The 21,787-nt window shown below is 50.7% G+C and carries 24 protein-coding genes and 2 tRNA genes; 6 read left to right on the top strand and 20 right to left on the bottom strand.

All coding sequences use genetic code 11. The annotated features are described in order from the left end of the window. Positions 1-2: 2 nt before the first annotated feature. Both rimP and PS053_RS11310 read right to left on the bottom strand, forming a co-directional pair. Positions 3-455, bottom strand: coding sequence for a ribosome maturation factor RimP (gene rimP / locus PS053_RS11305; protein ID WP_002460999.1), 453 nt, complete (start codon positions 453-455; stop codon positions 3-5). A gap of 206 nt (positions 456-661) precedes the next feature. Continuing rightward, positions 662-738 (bottom strand) — tRNA-Met (locus PS053_RS11310). A gap of 346 nt (positions 739-1,084) precedes the next feature. Between PS053_RS11310 and argG the strand changes: the two genes are divergently transcribed. Next, positions 1,085-2,428, top strand: a complete 1,344-nt coding sequence (gene argG / locus PS053_RS11315; RefSeq protein WP_000207690.1) for an argininosuccinate synthase — start codon at positions 1,085-1,087, stop codon at positions 2,426-2,428. 178 nt (positions 2,429-2,606) lie between these two features. On the opposite strand, the gene PS053_RS11320 is transcribed toward argG, so the two are convergent. The 6 genes from PS053_RS11320 to rlmE form a co-directional block, all read right to left on the bottom strand. Beyond that, positions 2,607-2,693 (bottom strand) — tRNA-Leu (locus tag PS053_RS11320). 14 nt (positions 2,694-2,707) lie between these two features. Continuing rightward, positions 2,708-3,040 carry a preprotein translocase subunit SecG gene (secG, locus tag PS053_RS11325; RefSeq protein ID WP_001295556.1) on the bottom strand — a complete coding sequence of 111 codons (333 nt, stop codon included), beginning with the start codon at positions 3,038-3,040 and terminating at the stop codon, positions 2,708-2,710. A gap of 227 nt (positions 3,041-3,267) precedes the next feature. Next, positions 3,268-4,605 carry a phosphoglucosamine mutase gene (gene glmM, locus PS053_RS11330; RefSeq protein WP_000071146.1) on the bottom strand — a complete coding sequence of 446 codons (1,338 nt, stop codon included), beginning with the start codon at positions 4,603-4,605 and terminating at the stop codon, positions 3,268-3,270. Beyond that, positions 4,598-5,446, bottom strand: a complete 849-nt coding sequence (gene folP / locus PS053_RS11335; protein WP_000764740.1) for a dihydropteroate synthase — start codon at positions 5,444-5,446, stop codon at positions 4,598-4,600. The genes glmM and folP overlap by 8 nt, the downstream gene beginning before the upstream one ends. 89 nt (positions 5,447-5,535) lie before the next feature. Beyond that, the gene (gene ftsH, locus PS053_RS11340; protein WP_001107461.1) at positions 5,536-7,470 is read right to left on the bottom strand and encodes an ATP-dependent zinc metalloprotease FtsH; all 1,935 of its coding nucleotides are present in this window, start codon (positions 7,468-7,470) and stop codon (positions 5,536-5,538) included. 99 nt (positions 7,471-7,569) lie between these two features. Beyond that, positions 7,570-8,199, bottom strand: a complete 630-nt coding sequence (gene rlmE, locus PS053_RS11345) for a 23S rRNA (uridine(2552)-2'-O)-methyltransferase RlmE (RefSeq protein ID WP_000145968.1) — start codon at positions 8,197-8,199, stop codon at positions 7,570-7,572. A 125-nt stretch (positions 8,200-8,324) separates the two neighbouring features. Between rlmE and yhbY the strand changes: the two genes are divergently transcribed. Then, positions 8,325-8,618: a ribosome assembly RNA-binding protein YhbY gene (yhbY, locus tag PS053_RS11350; RefSeq protein WP_002460990.1), complete on the top strand. Its 294-nt coding sequence runs from the start codon at positions 8,325-8,327 to the stop codon at positions 8,616-8,618. A 155-nt stretch (positions 8,619-8,773) separates the two neighbouring features. On the opposite strand, the gene greA is transcribed toward yhbY, so the two are convergent. Beyond that, positions 8,774-9,250, bottom strand: coding sequence for a transcription elongation factor GreA (gene greA, locus PS053_RS11355; protein WP_001148003.1), 477 nt, complete (start codon positions 9,248-9,250; stop codon positions 8,774-8,776). Between the two features lie 247 nt (positions 9,251-9,497). On the opposite strand from greA, the gene dacB reads away from it, so the two are divergent. Then, positions 9,498-10,931, top strand: coding sequence for a serine-type D-Ala-D-Ala carboxypeptidase (gene dacB, locus PS053_RS11360; protein WP_256878801.1), 1,434 nt, complete (start codon positions 9,498-9,500; stop codon positions 10,929-10,931). 177 nt (positions 10,932-11,108) lie between these two features. On the opposite strand, the gene cgtA is transcribed toward dacB, so the two are convergent. The 4 genes from cgtA to rplU form a co-directional block, all read right to left on the bottom strand. Then, positions 11,109-12,281 (bottom strand): Obg family GTPase CgtA, encoded by a 1,173-nt coding sequence (gene cgtA, locus PS053_RS11365; RefSeq protein ID WP_130223782.1) that lies wholly within the window; start codon positions 12,279-12,281, stop codon positions 11,109-11,111. A 15-nt stretch (positions 12,282-12,296) separates the two neighbouring features. Beyond that, entirely contained in the window at positions 12,297-13,262 is a 966-nt protein-coding gene (locus PS053_RS11370; RefSeq protein WP_105632648.1) for a DMT family transporter, read from the bottom strand. Between the two features lie 127 nt (positions 13,263-13,389). Further along, positions 13,390-13,647: a 50S ribosomal protein L27 gene (gene rpmA / locus PS053_RS11375; RefSeq protein ID WP_000940595.1), complete on the bottom strand. Its 258-nt coding sequence runs from the start codon at positions 13,645-13,647 to the stop codon at positions 13,390-13,392. 20 nt (positions 13,648-13,667) lie between these two features. Beyond that, the gene (rplU, locus tag PS053_RS11380) at positions 13,668-13,979 is read right to left on the bottom strand and encodes a 50S ribosomal protein L21 (RefSeq protein ID WP_000271401.1); all 312 of its coding nucleotides are present in this window, start codon (positions 13,977-13,979) and stop codon (positions 13,668-13,670) included. 258 nt (positions 13,980-14,237) lie between these two features. Between rplU and ispB the strand changes: the two genes are divergently transcribed. Then, positions 14,238-15,209, top strand: coding sequence for an octaprenyl diphosphate synthase (ispB, locus tag PS053_RS11385; RefSeq protein WP_001047336.1), 972 nt, complete (start codon positions 14,238-14,240; stop codon positions 15,207-15,209). 222 nt (positions 15,210-15,431) lie between these two features. Beyond that, the gene (gene sfsB / locus PS053_RS11390) at positions 15,432-15,710 is read left to right on the top strand and encodes a DNA-binding transcriptional regulator SfsB (RefSeq protein ID WP_000429728.1); all 279 of its coding nucleotides are present in this window, start codon (positions 15,432-15,434) and stop codon (positions 15,708-15,710) included. A gap of 47 nt (positions 15,711-15,757) precedes the next feature. Here the strand turns inward: sfsB and murA are convergent, their stop codons facing one another. The 7 genes from murA to mlaF form a co-directional block, all read right to left on the bottom strand. Further along, complete coding sequence (gene murA / locus PS053_RS11395; protein ID WP_000357276.1) at positions 15,758-17,017, bottom strand: UDP-N-acetylglucosamine 1-carboxyvinyltransferase; 1,260 nt, start codon at positions 17,015-17,017, stop codon at positions 15,758-15,760. Positions 17,018-17,071: 54 nt separating this feature from the next. Further along, a complete protein-coding gene (gene ibaG / locus PS053_RS11400) occupies positions 17,072-17,326 on the bottom strand; it encodes a BolA family iron metabolism protein IbaG (protein ID WP_002460982.1) in 255 nt (84 codons plus the stop codon). A gap of 158 nt (positions 17,327-17,484) precedes the next feature. Continuing rightward, positions 17,485-17,778 carry a lipid asymmetry maintenance protein MlaB gene (gene mlaB / locus PS053_RS11405; RefSeq protein WP_000004485.1) on the bottom strand — a complete coding sequence of 98 codons (294 nt, stop codon included), beginning with the start codon at positions 17,776-17,778 and terminating at the stop codon, positions 17,485-17,487. Next, the gene (mlaC, locus tag PS053_RS11410) at positions 17,778-18,413 is read right to left on the bottom strand and encodes a phospholipid-binding protein MlaC (RefSeq protein ID WP_000476469.1); all 636 of its coding nucleotides are present in this window, start codon (positions 18,411-18,413) and stop codon (positions 17,778-17,780) included. Before mlaC ends, mlaB begins: the two co-directional genes overlap by 1 nt. A gap of 18 nt (positions 18,414-18,431) precedes the next feature. Further along, on the bottom strand, positions 18,432-18,983 hold the full coding sequence (gene mlaD / locus PS053_RS11415) for an outer membrane lipid asymmetry maintenance protein MlaD (protein ID WP_002460978.1): 552 nt from the start codon (positions 18,981-18,983) through the stop codon (positions 18,432-18,434). A 4-nt stretch (positions 18,984-18,987) separates the two neighbouring features. Next, entirely contained in the window at positions 18,988-19,770 is a 783-nt protein-coding gene (mlaE, locus tag PS053_RS11420; RefSeq protein WP_000925792.1) for a lipid asymmetry maintenance ABC transporter permease subunit MlaE, read from the bottom strand. 7 nt (positions 19,771-19,777) lie between these two features. Then, entirely contained in the window at positions 19,778-20,587 is an 810-nt protein-coding gene (gene mlaF, locus PS053_RS11425; protein WP_000372845.1) for a phospholipid ABC transporter ATP-binding protein MlaF, read from the bottom strand. 210 nt (positions 20,588-20,797) lie between these two features. Between mlaF and PS053_RS11430 the strand changes: the two genes are divergently transcribed. Further along, a complete protein-coding gene (locus PS053_RS11430) occupies positions 20,798-21,775 on the top strand; it encodes a calcium/sodium antiporter (RefSeq protein WP_000477917.1) in 978 nt (325 codons plus the stop codon). Positions 21,776-21,787: the final 12 nt, after the last annotated feature.

Below are 21,787 nucleotides of genomic sequence, written 5' to 3' on the forward strand. Positions count from 1 at the left end.
TATTAAAAGTGGGGAACCAGGTTCGCCTTCTGGATATTACTCAGCGCGAACACTTCATCTTTACCTTCGACGGTAACTGTGATCATTTCACCGTCTACTGCTTTGATAACGCCCTGCCATTTACGACGGTTTTGTACCGCCATACGGAGAACCAGAGTCGCCTCTTCTCCGACAAAACGGGCGTAGTGTTCAGCCGTGAACAGTGGGCGATCGAGACCCGGTGAGGAGACTTCCAGGTTATAAGCAACGGTGATGGGATCTTCAACATCCAACACAGCGCTCACCTGGTGGCTCACATCAGCACAATCATCAACATTGATGCCATCTTCACTATCAATATAGATGCGCAGTGTGGATGTGCGACCGCGAATAAACTCGATGCCAACCAGTTCAAAACCCAGGGCCTCAACTGGCGCAGTAATCATCTCTGTTAATTTTTGCTCTAATGTGGACAAGCCCACCCCCAAGACATAAAAAAAGGGCCTAAAGCCCAGTTATTCTGTAGTCAGATAACAAAAAACCCCGATAAATCGGGGCTTTATATAACTGAACCCTATAACCGCAACTGCGGTCTGGAGCACTTTCCAGAAGGATTTTTTCAAATCCCACTACGAAGGCCGAAGTCTTCACAGTATATTTGAAAAAGAACTCTAAGGGAAAGTGGTTGCGGGGGCCGGATTTGAACCGACGACCTTCGGGTTATGAGCCCGACGAGCTACCAGGCTGCTCCACCCCGCGCCTGAAACGTGGCAAATTCTACTCGTTTTGGGTAAAAAATGCAAATACTGCTGGGATTTGGTGTACCGAGACGGGACGTAAAATCTGCGGGCATTATAGTGATCTACGCCACATTTTGTCAACGCTTATTGCTAATCATGTGAATGAATATCCAGCTCACTTTCATTTCTTGAATGCTTTTGTCCTCTCCTGCTCTCCCTTAAGCGCATTATTTTACAAAAAACACGCTCTCCCCTTCCTGTCTTTGATAAAAGATGATTAAATGAAAACTCATTTATTTTGCATAAAAATTCAATCAGAGCAAAATCCAGGCTCATCATCAGTTAATCAAGCAGGGTGTTATTTTATGACAACGATTCTCAAGCATCTCCCGGTAGGTCAACGTATTGGTATCGCTTTTTCTGGCGGTCTGGACACCAGCGCCGCACTGCTGTGGATGCGACAAAAGGGAGCGGTTCCTTATGCATATACTGCAAATTTGGGCCAACCAGACGAAGAGGATTATGATGCGATCCCTCGTCGTGCCATGGAATACGGCGCGGAGAACGCACGTCTTATCGACTGTCGCAAACAACTGGTAGCCGAAGGTATTGCCGCTATTCAGTGTGGCGCATTTCATAACACCACTGGCGGCCTGACCTATTTCAACACGACTCCACTGGGTCGCGCCGTGACCGGCACCATGCTGGTTGCGGCTATGAAAGAAGATGGCGTGAATATCTGGGGTGATGGCAGCACTTACAAAGGTAACGATATCGAACGCTTCTATCGTTATGGCCTGCTGACCAACGCAGAACTGCAGATTTACAAACCGTGGCTCGATACTGACTTTATTGATGAACTAGGCGGTCGTCATGAAATGTCTGAATTTATGATTGCCTGCGGTTTCGACTATAAAATGTCGGTCGAAAAAGCCTACTCCACCGATTCCAACATGCTCGGCGCAACACACGAGGCGAAAGATCTGGAATACCTCAACTCCAGCGTCAAAATCGTCAATCCGATTATGGGCGTGAAATTCTGGGACGAGAGCGTGAAGATCCCGGCAGAAGAAGTCACAGTACGCTTTGAGCAAGGTCATCCGGTGGCGCTGAACGGTAAAACCTTTAGCAACGACGTAGAAATGATGCTGGAAGCTAACCGCATCGGCGGTCGTCATGGTCTGGGAATGAGCGACCAGATCGAAAACCGTATTATTGAAGCAAAAAGCCGCGGCATCTACGAAGCTCCTGGGATGGCGCTGCTGCATATCGCTTATGAACGTCTGCTGACCGGTATTCACAACGAAGACACCATTGAGCAGTATCATGCGCATGGTCGTCAGTTGGGCCGTTTGCTTTACCAGGGACGTTGGTTTGATTCCCAGGCGCTGATGCTACGTGACTCCCTGCAACGCTGGGTCGCCAGCCAGATTACAGGTGAAGTCACTCTTGAGCTGCGTCGCGGGAACGATTACTCCATCCTCAATACCGTCTCTGACAACCTGACTTATAAGCCTGAACGTCTGACGATGGAAAAAGGTGACTCGGTGTTCTCGCCAGATGATCGTATCGGCCAGCTGACCATGCGTAATCTGGATATTACAGATACCCGCGAGAAACTGTTTGGTTACGCAAAAACGGGGCTGCTCTCCTCTTCTGCTGCCTCGGGTGTGCCGCAGGTCGAAAATCTGGAGAACAAAACGAAGTAATCGGGAAAGATTCTGTTTAGTAGGCCGCGAAAGCGGCCTTTTTATTATGTGCGTTGTAGCCCTGTAAGCTTACACCAAAATCACGTATTTCTACTGTCGTCTGATAACGATACGCTTAATAAAGCTATATTTATCAGACGAAAAAAAAGACGCTTTTCAGCGTCTCTTTTCTGGAATTTGGTACCGAGGACGGGACTTGAACCCGTAAGCCCTATTGAGCACTACCACCTCAAGGTAGCGTGTCTACCAATTCCACCACCTCGGCACAGATATTACTTTTTAGTTCGGGATGTCGCTGGTCGGTTTAGCCGGAGCAGCTGGCTGAGTCTGTTCGGTTTTCGCCGGAGCACTCAGGTTTTCCCATTCACTACCTTTATTGGTTTTGTTGCTGTTGATGTTACCCAGCACCAGGCTGATGATGAAGAATAACGTTGCCAACAGCGCCGTCATGCGGGTCATGAAGTTACCAGAACCACTTGAACCAAACAGCGTAGCGGAAGCGCCTGCTCCGAAGGAGGCTCCCATATCAGCGCCTTTACCTTGCTGCAGCATGATCAGACCAACAAGGCCAATCGCCACAATAAGGAAAACAACTAAAAGAGCTTCGTACATAATCAACCTGTTCCTTGCGGAGTTGCCGCGTACCAATGCTTCAACCAATAAAACGGGATTTTTTAATCTTTCCCACTGAAGCGGGTGTGAATACTAACCAAAGCGAATGGCCTTCGCAAGGGCAATTTTACTGCATTGTATCAACTGCGGAAAAAAACAGCAAAATCGATATTTTGATAAAGGGAAAAGGCGACAATCGCCGCCTTTTTAATCAGTTAGCTATCACATTAAACCGCTTTTACTGCATCTGCGATACGATGCGCAAATTCAGTCACCTGCGCTTCGTCTTCGCCTTCTACCATTACACGAATTAACGGCTCGGTACCGGATTTACGCAGCAGCACGCGTCCACGGCTCCCCAGTGCCGCTTCAACTTCTGCGGTCACAGCTTTGACTGATTCATGCTCCAGCGGGTCGCCGCTTCCCGCGGTATAACGCACGTTAACCAGGATTTGCGGGAACATTTTCATGCCGCTGCAAAGGTCATGCAGACTCATATGATTACGCGCCATCGCCGCCAGCACCTGCAAACCAGCAACAATGCCGTCACCTGTGGTCGTTTTATCCAGCAGGATCACGTGACCAGAGTTCTCCGCGCCAATACGCCAGCCTTTTTCCTGCATCTTTTCCAGTACATAGCGGTCGCCCACTTTTGCGCGAGCAAATGGAATGCCTAACTGTTTCAATGCCAGCTCCAGCCCCATGTTGCTCATCAATGTCCCCACCACGCCGCCACGCAGTTGGCCCTGACGAAGACCTTCGCGCGCAATGATATACATGATCTGATCGCCATCGACTTTATTGCCTTCATGGTCAACCATAATCACGCGGTCGCCGTCGCCGTCAAAGGCAATGCCGAGATCCGCTTTTTCAGCCAACACGCGCGCCTGTAGCGCACGCACATCAGTCGCCCCCACTTCGGCATTGATGTTTACGCCGTTCGGCTCACAACCAATGGCAATAACGTTCGCCCCCAGTTCACGCAGCACGTTTGGCGCAATGTGATAAGTCGCGCCGTTTGCACAATCCACGACAATCTTCAGTTCACTGAGGCTAAGTTCATTCGGGAACGTGGCTTTGCAAAACTCGATATAGCGACCCGCAGCATCAACGATACGGCTGGCTTTACCCAGTTCTGCCGAATCAACGCAGCTAATCTCTTTTTCCATTTCGGCTTCAATGGCTTCTTCCACCGCGTCCGGCAGTTTGGTGCCGTCGATGGAGAAAAATTTAATGCCGTTATCGTAAAACGGGTTATGCGATGCAGAAATCACAATCCCGGCCTCTGCGCGGAAAGTACGCGTCAGATAAGCCACTGCCGGTGTCGGCATCGGGCCGGTAAAGAGCGCAGAAAGGCCCGCTGCCGCCAGCCCCGCTTCCAGTGCTGACTCCAGCATATAGCCAGAAATACGCGTGTCTTTACCAATAATGATCTTACGGGAGCCGTGACGTGCCAGAACTTTACCCGCTGCCCAACCCAGCTTAAGCACAAAATCAGGCGTGATCGGCGCATCCCCTACACGACCGCGAATCCCATCGGTACCGAAATATTTACGATTACTCATAGCGTTTGTTTTCCTTTGCAGACAGAGTGGCTTCCACCACTCGCATCGCTTCTACGGTTTCTTTGACGTCATGAACACGAATAATGTGCGCACCCTGCATCGCTGCGATGACCGCGCAAGCCAGACTACCGCTCAGGCGTTCGGACGGTCCTACGTTCAGCAACTGTCCAATCATCGATTTTCGTGACATGCCCACCAACAGCGGCAGGTTGAAATGATGAAATTCAGCCAGGCGCGCCAGTAATGAATAGTTATGGGAGAGATTTTTACCGAAACCGAATCCGGGGTCGAGCAACAATTTCTCTTTTGCGATGCCCGCCCGTTCACAGCGTGCTATTTGCTCAATAAAGTAGCGATTCACCTCGGCGAAGACATCGTCATATTTAGGTGCTTCCTGCATGGTCTTTGGATTTCCCTGCATATGCATCAGGCAAACCGGTAAACCAGTTTCTGCAGCCGCTTCCAGAGCGCCGGGTTCGGAAAGGGAACGGATATCGTTAATGATATGAGCGCCCGCTCGCGCTGATTCACGAATAACTTCCGGTTTAGATGTATCAACCGAGATCCAGACTTCAAATCGTTGAGCAATCGCTTCAACCACCGGAATAACACGCTGCAACTCTTCTTCAACACTCACTTCCGCAGCCCCTGGACGCGTGGACTCGCCGCCAACGTCAATGATCGTCGCTCCAGCGTTGATCATCAGATTCGCATGTTTCACCGCATCAATCAGCGAGTTATGCGTGCCGCCATCAGAGAAAGAATCTGGCGTAACGTTGAGGATCCCCATTACGTGAGGATGGCTGAGGTCCAGTGAAGTGCCCTGGGCAAAGAGTTTCATGGTGTTATCCCTGGTATAAATTGATAAGAAAAAACCCCGGAGCAAGCCCCGGGGTTTTCGGTACAAATACAGTCATCTGATGCGGGAACTTACTTGTCGCCTAACTGCTCTGACATGGTGTTACCCGGGTTCGGCGTGCGCGGTTCATCGACCGGACGCGGTGCCTTTGGGCTACCATTATCACCAGAATTGTTAGAAGCGCCTGGTTCTTCCCAGCCTGCTGGCGGACGAACATCGCGACGTGCCATCAGGTCATCGATCTGCGGCGCATCGATGGTCTCATATTTCATGAGCGCATCTTTCATTGCATGCAGGATATCCAGGTTGTCATTTAGCAACTGACGCGCACGATTATAGTTACGTTCAATCAGTGACTTCACTTCCTGGTCGATGATACGTGCAGTTTCATCGGACATATGTTTTGCTTTCGCCACGCTACGACCGAGGAATACTTCCCCTTCTTCTTCCGCATACAACAACGGACCTAATTTCTCGGAGAAGCCCCACTGGGTCACCATGTTACGCGCCAGATTAGTCGCAACTTTAATGTCGTTTGACGCCCCGGTAGAAACATGTTCAGGACCATAAATGATCTCTTCCGCCAGACGACCACCGTACAACGTAGAAATCTGGCTTTCCAGTTTCTGACGGCTGGCGCTGATTGCGTCGCCCTCAGGCAGGAAGAAGGTCACACCCAGCGCACGGCCACGTGGGATAATCGTCACTTTGTGCACCGGATCGTGTTCCGGTACCAGGCGACCGATAATCGCATGACCAGCCTCGTGGTAAGCAGTCGATTCTTTCTGCGCTTCCGTCATCACCATGGAGCGGCGTTCCGCGCCCATCATGATTTTGTCTTTCGCTTTCTCAAACTCAACCATCGACACAACGCGTTTGTTGCCACGAGCAGCGAACAGTGCCGCTTCATTCACCAGGTTCGCCAGATCCGCACCAGAGAAGCCAGGAGTACCACGGGCAATGATTGCCGCGTCGATATCGGGTGCCAAAGGTACGCGACGCATATGAACTTTCAGGATCTGCTCACGACCACGAACATCTGGCAAGCCAACAACAACCTGACGGTCGAAACGGCCAGGACGCAGCAGCGCTGGGTCGAGTACATCAGGACGGTTAGTCGCGGCGATAACGATGATACCTTCGTTACCTTCGAAGCCGTCCATCTCAACCAGCATCTGGTTCAGGGTCTGTTCACGTTCATCGTGACCACCGCCCAAACCTGCGCCACGCTGGCGGCCTACGGCGTCGATTTCATCGATAAAGATGATGCACGGTGCCGCTTTTTTCGCCTGTTCGAACATGTCACGTACACGGGATGCACCAACACCAACGAACATTTCAACGAAGTCAGAACCGGAGATAGTAAAGAACGGAACTTTCGCTTCGCCTGCAATCGCTTTCGCCAGCAGCGTTTTACCGGTACCCGGAGGACCAACCATCAGCACGCCTTTCGGGATCTTACCGCCCAGCTTCTGGAAACGGCTCGGCTCACGGAGATACTCAACCAGTTCGGCAACTTCTTCTTTTGCTTCGTCGCAACCGGCAACGTCAGCAAAGGTCGTTTTTATCTGATCTTCCGTCAGCATACGTGCTTTGCTCTTGCCGAACGACATAGCGCCCTTACCGCCGCCGCCCTGCATTTGACGCATGAAGAAGATCCAGACACCAATTAGCAACAGCATCGGGAACCAGGAGATGAAGATAGAAGCCAACAGGCTTGGTTCTTCAGGCGGTTCACCGACAACTTTGACGTTCTTGGTCAGCAGGTTATCCAGTAATTTCGGATCCTGAATCGGAATGTAAGTGGTATAACGGTTACTATCTTTCTTGGTAACGTTGATTTCACGTCCGTTGATACGCGCTTCACGAACCTGGTCGTTATTGACCTCTTGTAGGAAGGTAGAGTAATCCACCTTACGGCCATTAGACTCGCTGGGCCCAAAGCTCTGGAATACTGACATCAGCACAACGGCAATGACCAGCCAGAGTATTAGGTTTTTCGCCATGTCACTCAAGGGATTAACCTCTTATTACAACTGTGTTAAAAACAGCGTCAGGATACTCTATATCCAGCATCTTTCAAACTTTCGTTTGAAATCTCCCGGTTAGGGTTTACGCCCGGTCGCTACTATATACACTTCCCGCGAACGAGCACGAGAAGAGTCCGGCTTACGAACTTTGACCTTCGTAAACAGGGAGCGAATTTCCCTTAGATACTCATCGAAACCTTCGCCCTGGAACACCTTCACAACAAAACTGCCACCTGGCGCCAGAACATCACGACACATTTCTAACGCCAGTTCCACCAAATACATGGCACGGGGAATATCCACCGCCGGTGTTCCGCTCATGTTTGGTGCCATATCGGACATGACAACCTGGACTTTACTGTCGCCTACGCGCTCCAGTAGTGCTTGCATTACCAGTTCATCACGAAAATCGCCCTGAAGAAAGTCCACACCAACGATAGGATCCATAGGTAAAAGATCACAAGCGATGATGCGACCTTTGCCGCCAATTTGACTGACCACATACTGTGACCAACCACCTGGTGCAGCACCAAGATCGACAACCGTCATCCCCGGTTTAAAGAGTTTGTCACTTTGCTGTATTTCATCAAGTTTAAACCAGGCACGGGAACGTAACCCTTTTTTCTGCGCCTGTTGAACATATTTATCGCTAAAGTGTTCCTGAAGCCAGCGGCTGGAGCTGGCAGAACGCTTCTTACCTGTCATTTAACTTTCCCATTGGGATAACTCATCGTAACCAATTGCGTAAATTTTTACGCGCCTATTTGGCGATATATGGGAGATGGCGGTAGAATGACCCGTTTTCAATCCCAACGTAAGCAAAAAATACGATGAATCTGAGTACTAAACAAAAACAGCACCTGAAAGGTCTGGCACATCCGCTCAAGCCGGTAGTTCTGCTTGGCAGCAATGGTTTGACCGAAGGGGTACTGGCCGAGATTGAACAAGCGTTAGAGCACCATGAACTTATCAAGGTGAAAATCGCCTCGGAAGATCGCGAAACTAAAACCTTGATCGTGGAAGCTATCGTGCGCGAAACCGGCGCCTGTAACGTACAGGTCATCGGTAAAACGCTGGTGCTTTATCGTCCAACTAAAGAACGTAAAATCTCGCTGCCGCGCTAAGATTATCCTAAAGTTACACACATTTGCTGTGTAAAACGAGGGATTTTCCGCAGACAGGAGAGCAAAATGCCACGCTCTGTTCGTTGATAAAAGGCCGCATAGCGGCCTTTTTCCTTTCTTTACAATACATCAACATCTTGAGTATTGGGTAATTCTTACAGGTATTCCACCTTAACGACTTCAAATTCTACTTCGCCGCCCGGTGTTTTGATGACCACAACATCATCTTCTTCTTTGCCAATTAGCCCACGAGCAATAGGCGAGTTTACAGAAATCAGGTTCTGCTTAAAGTCAGCTTCGTCGTCGCCAACGATGCGATAAGTCTGCTCTTCGTCAGAATCCAGATTCAACACCGTTACGGTTGCACCAAAAATCACGCGACCATTATTTGGCATTTTGGTGACATCAATCACCTGCGCGTTCGACAGCTTGGCTTCGATATCTTTGATACGTCCTTCGCAAAAACCTTGCTGTTCACGGGCTGCGTGATATTCAGCATTTTCTTTCAGGTCGCCATGCTCGCGCGCTTCAGCGATAGCGGCAATGATTTCAGGACGGCGCACAGATTTCAGAAAATCCAGCTCTTCGCGTAATTTTTCAGCGCCGCGTAAGGTCATCGGAATAGCTTGCATTTGTTATACCTCTTGAATATTCCTGATGGGGCAGGTCTCCACCCACCCCGGCTGTTCGGCATGCCCGGCACAACTCCTCGCCGGGACCAGAAGCAAAAAAATACCGACCCGGGAACAGGTCCCAGGCCAGCTACAATTCACATTTTGATAGTCATTTTACCCTGAAGTTCCCGAAGGGTCATCGTTTACTTTATAGGGCGTTGCGCCGTAGTATGACGGCTTGATTCCAGGTTGTTAGCGCGAGATTATGCGATTTTCCAGATTTATCATCGGACTGACCAGCGGTATAGCGTTCAGTGTTCAGGCCGCGAATGTTGATGAGTACATTACTCAACTCCCCGCCGGTGCCAACCTTGCCCTGATGGTGCAAAAAGTCGGCGCTTCTGCCCCTACTATTGATTACCACAGTCAACAGATGGCGCTTCCCGCCAGTACACAGAAGGTGATCACTGCGCTGGCGGCATTAATTCAGCTTGGCCCCGATTTTCGTTTTACCACCACGCTGGAAACCAAAGGCAACGTAGAGAACGGTGTGCTTAAAGGCGACTTAGTCGCGCGATTTGGTGCCGATCCGACACTAAAACGTCAGGATCTTCGCAATATGGTCACCGCGTTGAAAAAGTCTGGCGTCACACAAATCGATGGCAATGTGCTCGTTGATACTTCTATTTTCGCCAGCCACGATAAAGCCCCCGGCTGGCCGTGGAACGATATGACACAATGCTTTAGCGCTCCGCCAGCCGCCGTTATTGTCGATCGCAACTGCTTCTCCGTCTCGCTTTACAGCGCACAAAAACCTGGTGATATGGCTTTTATTCGTGTGGCGTCATATTACCCCGTTACGATGTTCAGCCAGGTACGAACGCTTCCTCGCGGCTCTGCTGAGGCACAATATTGCGAGCTGGACGTAGTGCCTGGCGACCTGAATCGTTTTACGTTGACCGGATGCCTGCCACAACGCTCAGAGCCGCTACCATTGGCTTTCGCCGTGCAGGATGGCGCCAGCTACGCTGGGGCCATTCTGAAAGATGAGCTAAAGCAGGCGGGTATCACTTATAGCGGCACGTTGCTGCGCCAGACGCAGGTTAATGAACCAGGAACGGTGGTCGCCAGTAAACAATCAGCGCCTTTGCACGATCTGCTTAAGATTATGCTGAAAAAGTCGGACAACATGATCGCTGATACAGTTTTCCGCATGATTGGTCATGCGCGCTTCAATGTGCCTGGAACATGGCGGGCCGGATCGGACGCCGTACGTCAGATCCTGCGCCAGCAAGCTGGTATCGATATTGGTAACACGATTATTGCCGATGGTTCAGGGCTTTCGCGGCATAACCTGATTGCCCCCGCCACCATGATGCAAGTGCTGCAATACATAGCTCAACACGATAATGAACTTAACTTTATCTCCATGCTGCCGCTGGCGGGCTATGACGGCTCTTTACAGTACCGTGCAGGTCTGCATCAGGCAGGCGTAGATGGTAAAGTTTCGGCAAAAACCGGTTCGTTGCAGGGTGTGTATAACCTGGCGGGATTCATTACCACCGCAAGTGGGCAACGGATGGCGTTCGTACAATATCTTTCTGGTTACGCGGTAGAACCGGCGGACCAGCGTAATCGCCGTATTCCGTTAGTGCGTTTCGAAAGCCGATTGTATAAAGATATTTATCAGAATAATTAGTCTAAAGAGAAATCCCGGCGCATGGCCGGGGTTTCAGATTATTGACAAAGTGCGCTTTGTTTATGCCGAAGGCGGCGTAAACACCTTATCCGACCTACAAAATTATGCAAATTCAATATATTGCCATACTCTGTAGGCCTGATAAGCGTAGCGCATCAGGCCATTTGTCATCGGTCATTAACGTTTGTAAATGAACTCAACGCCTTCTTCGTCGTCTTCATCCCAGTCGTCGTCCCAGTCTTCATCATCCTCTTCAGCAATCTCTTCAAGCTGCTGACGGTGATAATCATCCCACATGAACTCGACTTTCTCTGGTTGTTTCGCTTCCTCGGCCTGCACAACTGGGTTTTCAATGATAAAGGTCATCACATCCCAGCAGAGATCTTTCACGCCCAGTCCGCTCGCCGCAGAGATCAAATAATATTTATCTTCCCAGCCCAACGCCTCAGCGATCGCTTTCGCTTTCTCTTCGGCTTCCGCTTTATCCAGCAGGTCAATCTTATTGAAGACTAACCAGCGTGGTTTCGCTGCCAGATCCTGACTGTATTTTTCCAGTTCACTGATAATAATGCGCGCATTCTCAACCGGATCGGAACCATCAATCGGATCGATATCGATGAGGTGCAACAGCACGCGACAACGTTCCAGGTGCTTCAGGAAGCGAATCCCAAGACCAGCACCTTCCGCAGCGCCTTCAATCAGCCCCGGAATATCGGCAACAACGAAGCTCTTTTCGTTATCCATACGTACCACGCCCAGGCTTGGCACCAGAGTGGTAAACGGATAATCCGCCACTTTCGGTTTAGCCGCCGAGACCGCACGGATAAAGGTCGATTTACCGGCATTTGGCATCCCCAACATACCGACGTCAGCCAGCAGCATCAGCTCCAGCAGCAGCTCGCGCTTATCGCCCGGCGTACCGTTGGTTTTCTGCCGTGGTGTACGGTTAACAGAAGATTTAAAACGGGTATTGCCCAGACCGTGCCAGCCGCCCTTGGCAACCAGCAGGCGCTGACCATGTTTGGTCATATCGCCCATGGTTTCGCCAGTGCCCTGGTCAATAACACGCGTTCCCACCGGCACTTTAATCGTGACGTCTTTACCACGCTTACCGGTGCAATCACGGCTTGCGCCGTTTTGACCACGCTCTGCGCGGAAAGATTTTTCGAAACGGTAATCGATAAGCGTATTCAGGTTCTCATCGGCTTCCATCCAGACGTCGCCGCCGTCACCGCCGTCGCCGCCATCCGGGCCGCCTTTCGGAATATACTTTTCGCGGCGGAAGCTCACGCAACCATTACCGCCATCACCTGCAACGACCAGAATCGATGCTTCATCAACAAACTTCATTTTATTCTCCGTAAATCATTCGCCTGCGCGGGGTTGCGATACCACCGTTGTATGCTTACGTAATCCGCTCCAAATACGATGACCAATGGCGGAATACATCGCGCCCGCAACCACGACAAACGCACCGAGATAACCTAAAAGGTTTAACATCGGTCTGGCGAAGAAATCGGGCCAGGCCAGTGATAAAAGATCTGAAAAAAACAGCGTAAACAGTGGGGTAAGCGTGATTATCGCGCTCACCTGCGCTGCCTGCCAGCGTGCCATCGCTTCCGCCAGGGCGCCATATCCTACCAACGTATTCAGCCCGCAAAAAATTAAACATGCGAGCTGCCAGTTGCTAAGCTGCGCTATCACCCCAGGCTGTGCCAGTGGGAAGAGCGCCATTGTACACAAAGCGTACAGCAAAAACAGAATCTGCGGTGAAGCCAACCGACGCAATAAAACCTTTTGCGCCACGCCATAACTCACCCAAACCGTCGCCGCACCGACCCCAAAGATAACTCCCCAGGTGTAATCGGTGAGTCGGGTAAAAATCTCGACCAGACTGGTGTTAAAGAACATCACCAGCCCACTCAAAAGCATCAATGCCCCCACAACCTGGGTGCTACGCATTTTCTCCTTCAGGATAAATACGCTGGCAACCATCATGCCTACCGGCGAGAGTTGCCCAATCACCTGCGAGGCAGTAGGACTCAGATATTGCAAAGACGAGCTGAACAGGATGAAGTTCCCAAACAGCCCGGCAGTCGCCACTGCCAGCAAAATCAACCAGCGAGGCTTACGAAAAACACGTAATGGCGGCAGTTTCTTTTTCGCTGCAAGAATGGCGCCCAGGCCAACGCTTGCCATCAAGAAACGGTAAAACACGATTGTCGGAGGCTCCATGACCTCCAGCACCTGCTTCATTGCGATTGGCAACGCTCCCCAGCAAATTGCTGTAGTGAGCGCTAAAAGAATACCAATGCCTGCCTGCTGCTTCATACCGTATTTCCTGCAAAACGCGTTTGCGGATTAACGCCGCGCTGTGAGCATTTTTTACCGGTTATCTAATGTAAAAAGCCCCGCAACGTGTTGCGGGGCTTTCATCCGTTACCGGGACGCGAAAAACTTATTCAGCTTCGATGCTGATAAATTTACGGTTTTTCGGGCCTTTAACTTCGAATTTCACTTTACCGTCTGCTTTAGCAAACAGAGTGTGGTCACGACCGCAACCTACGTTAGCGCCAGCGTGGAATTTGGTGCCACGTTGACGAACGATGATGCTACCCGCCAGAACGGATTCGCCACCGAAACGCTTAACGCCCAAGCGTTTAGCTTCTGAATCGCGACCGTTACGTGTGGAGCCGCCAGCCTTTTTATGTGCCATTTGAAATCTCTCCTCAGGTCTTAGGCGCTGATGCCAGTAATTTTCACATCAGTGAACCACTGACGATGGCCCTGCTGCTTACGATAGTGTTTACGACGGCGAAACTTAACGATTTTAACTTTCTCGCCACGACCGTGAGCAACAACTTCAGCTTTGATTACGCCGCCATCAACGAAAGGAACGCCGATTTTGACTTCTTCACCGTTTGCGATCATCAGAACTTCAGCGAACTCAACAGTTTCGCCAGTTGCGATGTCCAGCTTTTCCAGGCGAACGGTCTGACCTTCGCTTACTCGGTGTTGTTTACCACCACTTTGGAAAACCGCGTACATATAAAACTCCGCTTCCGCGCACACCTTTTCAATGATTCAGAGTGCGCTATAAATATTCACAATAGGGCGCGAATATTACGCAAAACGCGCGCCTTTGACAAGTGCTACAGTCGATACACGAAGAAAAAAAACACAACTTGTACGGTAACGTTTATCTGTGCCGTTTTTTCAGTACAATCAGCATATATTCCTAACCATAAACCCTAAGTTGCCTGTGTTCACAGTAAGGTAATCGGGGCGAAAAGCCCGGCTTTTGCGATGAATTTAGAAAAAATCAATGAGTTAACCGCGCAAGATATGGCGGGTGTTAATGCGGCAATTCTCGAGCAGCTTAATTCCGACGTCCAGCTGATCAATCAGTTAGGCTATTACATCGTTAGCGGCGGCGGTAAACGTATTCGTCCGATGATTGCCGTACTGGCTGCCAGAGCCGTTGGCTATGAGGGAAATGCGCATGTCACCATCGCCGCTCTGATCGAGTTTATCCACACCGCGACCCTTCTACACGACGACGTTGTGGATGAATCGGATATGCGTCGTGGTAAAGCCACAGCCAATGCCGCATTTGGCAACGCTGCCAGTGTGCTGGTCGGTGATTTTATTTATACCCGCGCTTTCCAGATGATGACCAGCCTCGGCTCGCTCAAAGTTCTGGAGGTGATGTCAGAAGCAGTCAACGTCATCGCAGAAGGTGAAGTTCTGCAACTTATGAACGTTAATGACCCGGATATCACTGAAGAGAACTACATGCGCGTTATTTACAGCAAAACCGCGCGTCTGTTTGAAGCTGCGGCTCAGTGTTCCGGTATTCTGGCAGGCTGTACGCCGGAAGAGGAAAAAGGCCTGCAAGATTATGGTCGCTACCTTGGCACGGCCTTCCAGCTCATTGACGATCTGCTGGACTATAACGCCGACGGCGAGCAGTTGGGTAAAAACGTTGGGGATGATCTGAACGAAGGCAAGCCAACACTGCCGCTGCTACATGCCATGCATCACGGTACTCCAGAACAGGCGCAGATGATCCGTACAGCTATTGAGCAAGGTAATGGTCGCCATCTACTGGAACCGGTTCTGGAAGCAATGAACGCTTGTGGTTCTCTGGAATGGACGCGTCAGCGTGCAGAGGAAGAAGCAGACAAAGCTATAGCAGCATTGCAGGTATTACCGGATACGCCATGGCGAGAAGCATTAATCGGCCTCGCACACATCGCGGTTCAACGCGATCGTTAATCCCTTCCCCTCATCCCGCGTGCTGCGCGGGATGATTCCAGTATACTCCAAAAAACTCTTTATTCGGCTTAATGCTGTCTAAACTTCAGCCCGCTAATCTTGATATATTCTGAATATTCACACTCTTTACAGGAACTTTTTAGAGCAATACGCCATCCAGAGTATAGTTGTGCTACCCGAAGTTTATGTTCTGAATGTAAGTGACTTAAGGAGTGAGGAAAGATGGAGAATAATTTCATTGACTGGCATCCCGCAGATATTATTGCTGGCTTGCGGAAAAAAGGTACGTCAATGGCGGCGGAATCTCGCAGAAACGGTTTAAGTTCTTCAACACTGGCGAATGCGTTGTCGCGTCCATGGCCAAAGGGAGAGATGATTATTGCGAAAGCGCTGGGAACTGACCCCTGGGTTATCTGGCCATCACGCTATCATGATCCGCAGACACATGAGTTTATCGACAGAACGCAGTTGATGCGAAGCTACACCAAACCGCAAAAATGAGTAGCCTGGCGGTAGCCCCGCGAACGGGGCTGCCAGCTATCAGACGATCACTCGCCTTTCACACGTTCGATGTTAGCGCCCAGCGCGCGCAATTTGTCTTCAATGCGCTCGTAGCCACGATCGATGTGATAAATACGATCAACAACCGTTGTACCTTCTGCGATACAGCCTGCGAGTACCAGACTTGCTGAAGCACGTAAATCGGTCGCCATAACTTGTGCGCCGGAAAGTTTTTCAACGCCGTGACAGATAACGGTATTGCTTTCAATCTCGGCATGCGCGCCCATACGGCTCAGCTCTGGCACGTGCATGAAACGGTTTTCAAAGACCGTTTCGGTGATGAATCCGGTACCTTCCGCCACCAGGTTCAGCAGCGTAAACTGGGCCTGCATATCGGTCGGGAATGCCGGATGCGGCGCGGTGCGCACGTTCACAGCCTTCGGACGTTTGCCATGCATATCCAGGCTAATCCAGTCTTCGCCAACTTCGATGTCCGCTCCGGCATCACGCAGTTTCGCCAGCACTGCGTCAAGAGTATCTGGCTGAGCGTTACGACAGATAATTTTGCCGCGAGAGATCGCCGCCGCCACCAGGAAAGTACCGGTTTCAATGCGGTCAGGCAACACGCGGTAGACGCCGCCGCCTAAACGTTCCACACCTTCGATGACGATACGATCGGTGCCCTGACCGCTAATTTTCGCGCCCAACGTAATCAGGAAGTTAGCGGTATCAACAATCTCGGGTTCACGCGCCGCATTTTCAATAATGGTGGTGCCTTCCGCCAGAGTCGCTGCGCACATGATGGTCACAGTTGCACCGACGCTGACTTTATCCATCACGATATGCGCGCCTTTCAGACGACCATCGACAGATGCTTTTACATAACCTTCTTCCAGCTTGATGGTTGCGCCTAATTGCTCAAGGCCGGAAATATGCAGATCAACCGGACGAGCACCGATAGTACAACCACCTGGTAGAGAAACCTGTCCCTGGCCAAAACGGGCCACCAGCGGCCCCAGCGCCCAAATAGAAGCTCGCATGGTTTTGACCAGTTCATATGGCGCGCAAAAAACATTAACATCGCGAGCATCAATATGCACAGAACCATTACGTTCTACTTTTGCGCCCAATTGGCTGAGCAGCTTCATTGATGTATCGACGTCTTTCAGTTTCGGGACGTTCTGGATCTCTACAGGTTCTTCCGCCAGCAACGCAGCGAAAAGGATTGGCAGAGCAGCATTTTTAGCGCCGGAAATTGTGACTTCGCCCTGGAGCTTTGTTGGCCCCTGAACACGAAATTTATCCATTTAGTTTATTCTCAGTTAACAATTCATATCCGCTACCGGCGAGTCGCCCATAGCTCAAAAGCCATTCAGTTTGCGATCGCGCGCCCACTCCGCCGGTGTATACGCTTTGATCGACACAGCATGAATACGGTTATCCGCTATATATTCCATCAGCGGACCATAAATCGTCTGCTGTTTTTTTACCCTACTCATGCCGTCAAACATCTCACCCACAGCAATAACCTGAAAGTGGCTGCCATCGCCGGAAACGTGGACTTCCTGGAGGGAAAGTGCGTTCATCAACACGCTCTGAATTTCATTATTTTCCATGGGCTCTTCATTCATCAGTAAATAAACCAGCGAAACATCTTAGAGCAAAGTTGCGCTGTCATAAATAAGCAAAAAGCCTCGCTGGTAAATCAGACAAGGCTCGACTTGCAGACAGATTTACCGGACAGGTGATTAACACCTTATCCGGCCTGAAAAATTTAACGGGGCAGGACATCAGCAGGTAAATTATACAATTTCGCCAGGGTGTACACTTTGTCGTTTACCCCCTGAAGCGTCACGCTATTGCCCTGCTTTTTCGCCAAATCGATAAGGTGGAGCAACAACGCCAGTCCACCTGTATCAACGCGGGACACGCGGCTGAGATCGATGCGGTTAATTCCCTTCACCGCTTCTTCTCGCATTTCCCAAAGCGGCAGCAATACGTCTTGATCCAGCTCTCCGGCTAATGCCAGGGTATCCCCTGTCTGCATCCAGCTCAGCGACTCGCTCATTATTTTTTCTCTTCCAGAGTGATTTTCTGTTGAGAAATAGACTTCAGTTGCGCAGTCAGGCCGTCAATGCCTTTGGTACGTAGCAGCGTCCCCCACTCGTTTTGTTTGGTGGTGATCATGCTGACGCCTTCAGCAATCATGTCGTAAGCCTGCCAGTTGCCCGTTTGGGAGTTTTTACGCCACTGGAAGTCCAGACGCACCGGAGGACGGCCATTTGGATCAATAATGGTAACGCGAATAGGCACAATCGTTTTATCACCCAGCGGTTGTTCTGGCGCAATCTGATAAGTCTGACCGTGATACATCGCCAGTGCCTGACCGTAAGCCTGCTTCAGGTACTCACGGAAAGCGGCAAAGTAAGCTTCACGCTGGGCCGGGGTCGCGCTTTTGTAGTACTGGCCCAGTACCAGCGCACCGGCGTATTTTATCTGTACGTACGGTAACAGTTCCTGATCGACGATGGTACGCAGGTAATCCGGGTTGGCCCGAATTTGCGATTGCTCATTCTTCAGGCGATCGAACGTTTTCTGCGCCGCCTCATCCATCAGCTTATACGGGTTGGTCTGATCTGCCGCGATTGCCGCGCTCAGCGGCGCAATCACCAGCAAAGCGACCATCATTAAACGTTTAAACATGCGTCGGTTCTCCTGAAATTATTTCGTTGTACCCACAGGTTCAGTGGCCTCATTATTACCTGGAGCAGTTGCTGGCGCATCACCACTATTCTTATTGTCATCGCCTTTACTGCCATAAAGGAACTGACCGATGAGATCTTCCAGCACCATCGCAGATTTAGTGTCCTGAATCGTATCGCCATCTTTCAGAATAGCAGTTCCCAGTTCTGGATCTTCAAAACCGACGTTTAACGCCAGATATTGTTCGCCAAGCAAGCCGGAGGTGCGAATGCTCAGCGAACTGGTGTCGGGAATGTGGTTATAACGTTGTTCAATTTCCAGCGTTACACGTGGCAGATAGGTTTTCGGATCCAGCGTAATATCCGCTACACGCCCCACAACAACGCCGCCAATACTCACCGGAGAGCGCGCTTTCAGACCGCCGATGTTATCGAACGTCGCATAGAGCGTGTAGGTCGGCTCAGTACGCATTGACGTTACGTTTGCTGCCTTCAGGCAAACAAACAGCGCCGCCAGCAGTGCTGCTAATAAAAAGATACCCACCCAAATTTCATTTTTTTTCGTTTGCATGAACTCAATTCCCAAACATCAATGCGGTCAGCACAAAATCCAGCCCCAGTACGGCCAGAGACGAGTGGACAACGGTGCGAGTGGTTGCCCGACTAATCCCGGCAGAAGTCGGGATGGCGTCATAACCGTTAAACAACGAAATCCACGTCACTGTAATCGCGAACACTACGCTTTTAATCAGACAGTTAACCAGATCCATACGCCAGTCGACGGCGTTTTGCATTGCCGACCAGAAGAACCCGCTATCAATGCCTTTCCAACTGACACCGACCAGCGAACCGCCCCAAATCCCCACGGCGACAAAAATAATCGTCAGCAGCGGCAATGAAATAACCCCAGCCCAGAAACGTGGAGAAATAACCCGGCGCAACGGGTCTACGGCCATCATCTCCATACTGGAGAGTTGTTCAGTCGCACGCATCAGGCCGATTTCAGCGGTTAGCGCCGAACCGGCGCGCCCGGCAAACAGCAGCGCGGCGACCACCGGTCCCAGCTCGCGCAGTAACGATAACGCCACCAGCATACCCAGGCTGGTTTCCGCACTGTAAGTCGTCAGAACCAGATAACCTTGCAGTCCCAGCACCATTCCGATGAACACGCCAGAAACCACAATAATCAGCATCGACAGGACGCCGACATTATAGAGCTGACGCACCAGCAGCGGTGCATGCTTGCGAAATTCTGGTTTGCCGACCAGTGCATTGAATAACATTAACCCGGCCCGCCCGAACGTTCTCAGGGTTTTAATCCCTTTATGTCCGAGCGACGCCAGCGCATTTAACAGCATGAGTGGCTTAACTCCCTGGTAAAAGATCAGCGTGATAATCGCCGGCAGGATAGCGGAACGGAACAGGCCCGTCAGCAATCCCGTCCAGAAACTGACGGACGCGCGGATCAGGATTTGCTTGCAACGCCTGGGCGCTACCGTGAGCGACAATCTTTTTGTCCGCCAGAATCCAGGCGTGATCCGCAATACTTAATACTTCCGGCACATCGTGAGAAACCACCACGCAGGTCACACCCAGCGCACTGTTCAGCTCGGAAATCAACTTCACCAGTACGCCCATGGTGATCGGATCTTGTCCAACAAACGGCTCATCAAACATGATGAGATCCGGCTCCAGGGCAATCGCGCGCGCCAGCGCCGCGCGTCGCGCCATTCCGCCAGAAAGCTCCGATGGCATAAGTTTAGCCGCCCCACGCAACCCCACAGCTTCCAGTTTCATCATCACCGTACTATGTAGCAATGGCGCGGGTAGTTGGGTATGTTCACGCAGTGGATAAGCGACGTTGTCAAATACGTTCATATCAGTGAACAACGCCCCGGACTGGAACAACATGCTCATCCGCTTACGCACCGTATACAACCGCGAACGAGACATTGCCGGAATATTCTCGCCATCAAAAAGGATCTCGCCGTTATCTGGCGCGATCTGCCCGCCAATCAGTCGGAGCAGCGTCGTTTTACCGATACCTGATGGCCCCATGATTGCCGTAATTTTCCCTCGCGGCACGGTCAGGGAAATATTATCGAAGATGCAGCGATTGCCACGCGTAAAACTGACATCGCGCATATCGACTAAATTCGCCACAGACTGATCCATTGATTCACCCTTCGTCTTGCGTTGTTTTTCTAAGCATGGCGCTCAATTTAACCATGAACCCAGCATATTTACAGAATATTACCTGCCATGGTTAGCGAAAGCTGGCATTTGTTTTACTTTTTAGCCGCATAAAGTCAAAATTAAGAATTCGTCACGGCTTTCTGAAAATCTTCAGCGGACCGGCGAGTATACCTGAAGAAAGGACGTTAGATGTTTTTAGCAACGGCACTGTTAATTGTTGGTTTACTTTTGGTCGTTTACAGTGCCGACCGTCTGGTATTTGCCGCCTCAATTCTTTGCCGAACGTTTGGCATTCCACCGCTAATCATCGGTATGACGGTCGTCAGTATTGGGACTTCACTGCCAGAAATCATCGTTTCACTCGCAACATCATTACATGAACAACGAGACTTAGCTGTCGGCACTGCGCTCGGCTCAAACATTATCAACATATTACTGATTCTCGGTCTGGCCGCGCTGGTGCGCCCTTTTACCGTCCATTCCGATGTTCTGCGCCGCGAATTACCCTTAATGTTATTGGTCAGTGTGGTGGCTGGTTCCGTACTCTACGACGGACAACTTAGCCGTAGCGATGGTATCTTTCTCCTTTTTCTGGCTGTGCTATGGCTGCTGTTCATTGTTAAACTTGCACGTCAGACCGAGCGTCAGGGGACGGACAGCCTGGCCAAAGAACAGTTGGCAGAGTTGCCACGCGAAGGGGGATTGCCCGTCGCATTTTTATGGCTCGGTATTGCGCTGATTATCATGCCAGTAGCAACGCGAATGGTGATTGATAATGCGACTGTGCTGGCAAATTATTTTGCTATCAGCGAGCTGACCATCGGTCTGACGGTAGTTGCTATCGGCACCAGCCTGCCGGAACTGGCAACCGCAATAGCCGGTGTTCGTAAAGGTGAAAACGACATCGCCGTCGGTAATATCATCGGTGCGAACATTTTTAATATCGTTATTGTGTTGGGCCTGCCTGCGCTGATAACGCCAGGGGAAATTAACCCGCTGGCGTACAGCCGTGACTATAGCGTAATGCTGCTGGTGAGCATTATTTTTGCGTTGCTGTGCTGGCGACGCTCCCCTCAACCAGGCCGCGGCGTAGGGGGATTATTAATAAGCGGATTTATCGTATGGCTGGCGATGTTGTACTGGTTATCGCCAATACTCGTTGAATAACTGGAAACGCAT

It is taken from the genome of Escherichia albertii (genome assembly GCF_028622335.1).
GTDB lineage: Bacteria > Pseudomonadota > Gammaproteobacteria > Enterobacterales > Enterobacteriaceae > Escherichia > Escherichia albertii.

Coding starts and splice junctions, on each gene's coding strand:
- rlmE (WP_000145968.1), bottom strand. CDS start 8,199: ATGACAGGTAAGAAGCGTTCTGCCAGCTCCAGCCGCTGGCTTCAGGAA.
- mlaD (WP_002460978.1), bottom strand. CDS start 18,983: ATGCAAACGAAAAAAAATGAAATTTGGGTGGGTATCTTTTTATTAGCA.
- glmM (WP_000071146.1), bottom strand. CDS start 4,605: ATGAGTAATCGTAAATATTTCGGTACCGATGGGATTCGCGGTCGTGTA.
- ibaG (WP_002460982.1), bottom strand. CDS start 17,326: ATGGAAAATAATGAAATTCAGAGCGTGTTGATGAACGCACTTTCCCTC.
- mlaF (WP_000372845.1), bottom strand. CDS start 20,587: ATGGATCAGTCTGTGGCGAATTTAGTCGATATGCGCGATGTCAGTTTT.
- sfsB (WP_000429728.1), top strand. CDS start 15,432: ATGGAGAATAATTTCATTGACTGGCATCCCGCAGATATTATTGCTGGC.
- mlaC (WP_000476469.1), bottom strand. CDS start 18,413: ATGTTTAAACGTTTAATGATGGTCGCTTTGCTGGTGATTGCGCCGCTG.
- folP (WP_000764740.1), bottom strand. CDS start 5,446: ATGAAACTCTTTGCCCAGGGCACTTCACTGGACCTCAGCCATCCTCAC.
- dacB (WP_256878801.1), top strand. CDS start 9,498: ATGCGATTTTCCAGATTTATCATCGGACTGACCAGCGGTATAGCGTTC.
- greA (WP_001148003.1), bottom strand. CDS start 9,250: ATGCAAGCTATTCCGATGACCTTACGCGGCGCTGAAAAATTACGCGAA.
- PS053_RS11430 (WP_000477917.1), top strand. CDS start 20,798: ATGTTTTTAGCAACGGCACTGTTAATTGTTGGTTTACTTTTGGTCGTT.
- PS053_RS11370 (WP_105632648.1), bottom strand. CDS start 13,262: ATGAAGCAGCAGGCAGGCATTGGTATTCTTTTAGCGCTCACTACAGCA.
- secG (WP_001295556.1), bottom strand. CDS start 3,040: ATGTACGAAGCTCTTTTAGTTGTTTTCCTTATTGTGGCGATTGGCCTT.
- mlaE (WP_000925792.1), bottom strand. CDS start 19,770: ATGCTGTTAAATGCGCTGGCGTCGCTCGGACATAAAGGGATTAAAACC.
- yhbY (WP_002460990.1), top strand. CDS start 8,325: ATGAATCTGAGTACTAAACAAAAACAGCACCTGAAAGGTCTGGCACAT.
- mlaB (WP_000004485.1), bottom strand. CDS start 17,778: ATGAGCGAGTCGCTGAGCTGGATGCAGACAGGGGATACCCTGGCATTA.
- rplU (WP_000271401.1), bottom strand. CDS start 13,979: ATGTACGCGGTTTTCCAAAGTGGTGGTAAACAACACCGAGTAAGCGAA.
- rpmA (WP_000940595.1), bottom strand. CDS start 13,647: ATGGCACATAAAAAGGCTGGCGGCTCCACACGTAACGGTCGCGATTCA.
- ftsH (WP_001107461.1), bottom strand. CDS start 7,470: ATGGCGAAAAACCTAATACTCTGGCTGGTCATTGCCGTTGTGCTGATG.
- ispB (WP_001047336.1), top strand. CDS start 14,238: ATGAATTTAGAAAAAATCAATGAGTTAACCGCGCAAGATATGGCGGGT.
- argG (WP_000207690.1), top strand. CDS start 1,085: ATGACAACGATTCTCAAGCATCTCCCGGTAGGTCAACGTATTGGTATC.
- cgtA (WP_130223782.1), bottom strand. CDS start 12,281: ATGAAGTTTGTTGATGAAGCATCGATTCTGGTCGTTGCAGGTGATGGC.
- murA (WP_000357276.1), bottom strand. CDS start 17,017: ATGGATAAATTTCGTGTTCAGGGGCCAACAAAGCTCCAGGGCGAAGTC.